At 47.0% G+C, this 230-nt stretch carries 1 protein-coding gene; it reads left to right on the forward strand.

Going from position 1 to position 230, the window contains the following annotated elements:
* Positions 1 to 230, forward strand: a 230-nt coding sequence (locus tag AAEY87_RS14470) for a DNA polymerase thumb domain-containing protein (RefSeq protein ID WP_502945492.1), incomplete at both ends; no start/stop codon positions are given.

The following is a 230-nucleotide window of genomic DNA, read 5'->3' on the forward strand; positions in this document are numbered from 1 at the left end:
GCTATTATCACGCCAGAAGACGCTGATGCTTTTATCAGCACACTACCTATTGAACGATTTCATGGGATAGGTAAAGCAACGGCAAGACGATTACATGCAATGGGCGTGACAAGCGGTGCTGATCTACGCCGTATGTCAGCCGAAGTATTGATTGATGAGTTTGGTAAGCGAGGACAGTTTTATCATGATATCGCTCATGGTCGGGATGAACGCGCTGTCAAATCTGAGCG

The sequence above is a fragment of the Psychrobacter sp. S1-30-MNA-CIBAN-0213 genome (genome assembly GCF_040309845.1).
Taxonomy (GTDB): Bacteria; Pseudomonadota; Gammaproteobacteria; order Pseudomonadales; family Moraxellaceae; genus Psychrobacter.